Raw genomic sequence first — 582 nt, forward strand, 5'->3', positions numbered from 1 at the left:
AGCAATGCTGCCGAGTTCATCCTGACGGTTTTCCGGCAGACGCAGTGACAGCGGTGCCCGTTTAGTCTTATTGATGATATCAACAAAGTCCTGCAACGGGCGGGCCAGATGACGATGGAGCAGGCCCAATAGCATCAGTGCAAGCAGGACTAACGTCGCCAATGCGAAAGGCAACTGGCTGATGACGATAGACAGCGCGCGATTGATGATATCCCGGGTTGGATACAGGATAACCTGCTGCCAACCGGGCCCTTTCAACTGGGTGCGAATTTCCTGCCAGCCGTCATGCAGCGTTACGTCGTTGAACCGCGTTTGTAATGCGTGACCGTGCTTCTCATCGAGCTGGGAAAAAGGCAGGATGTGATTTTGCTTATCCAGCCAGAGGCTGATATCGCTGCCGGAGAACAGTTGGCCGTACGAGAGCACATCGCTGAGTTTTACTGAAAGCCCGGCGAGCGTACCCTGTGCGCTGGTGGCCGCAACAGAGACGCTCCAGCCCACGCCCTCGGTGTACTTGGGTTCGCCCCAGTGCATATTGTGGTTGACGGGGCTGCCTAGTAATTCCGTTAACTCAGTGCGTCG

General features: G+C 55.8%; 1 pseudogene. It reads right to left on the reverse strand.

Annotation, left to right across the window (positions count from 1 at the left end):
- Positions 1–582: pseudogene (locus tag J5224_RS34205) on the reverse strand (two component system sensor kinase); the annotation flags it as partial.

The organism is Candidatus Symbiopectobacterium sp. NZEC135 (assembly GCF_025962695.1).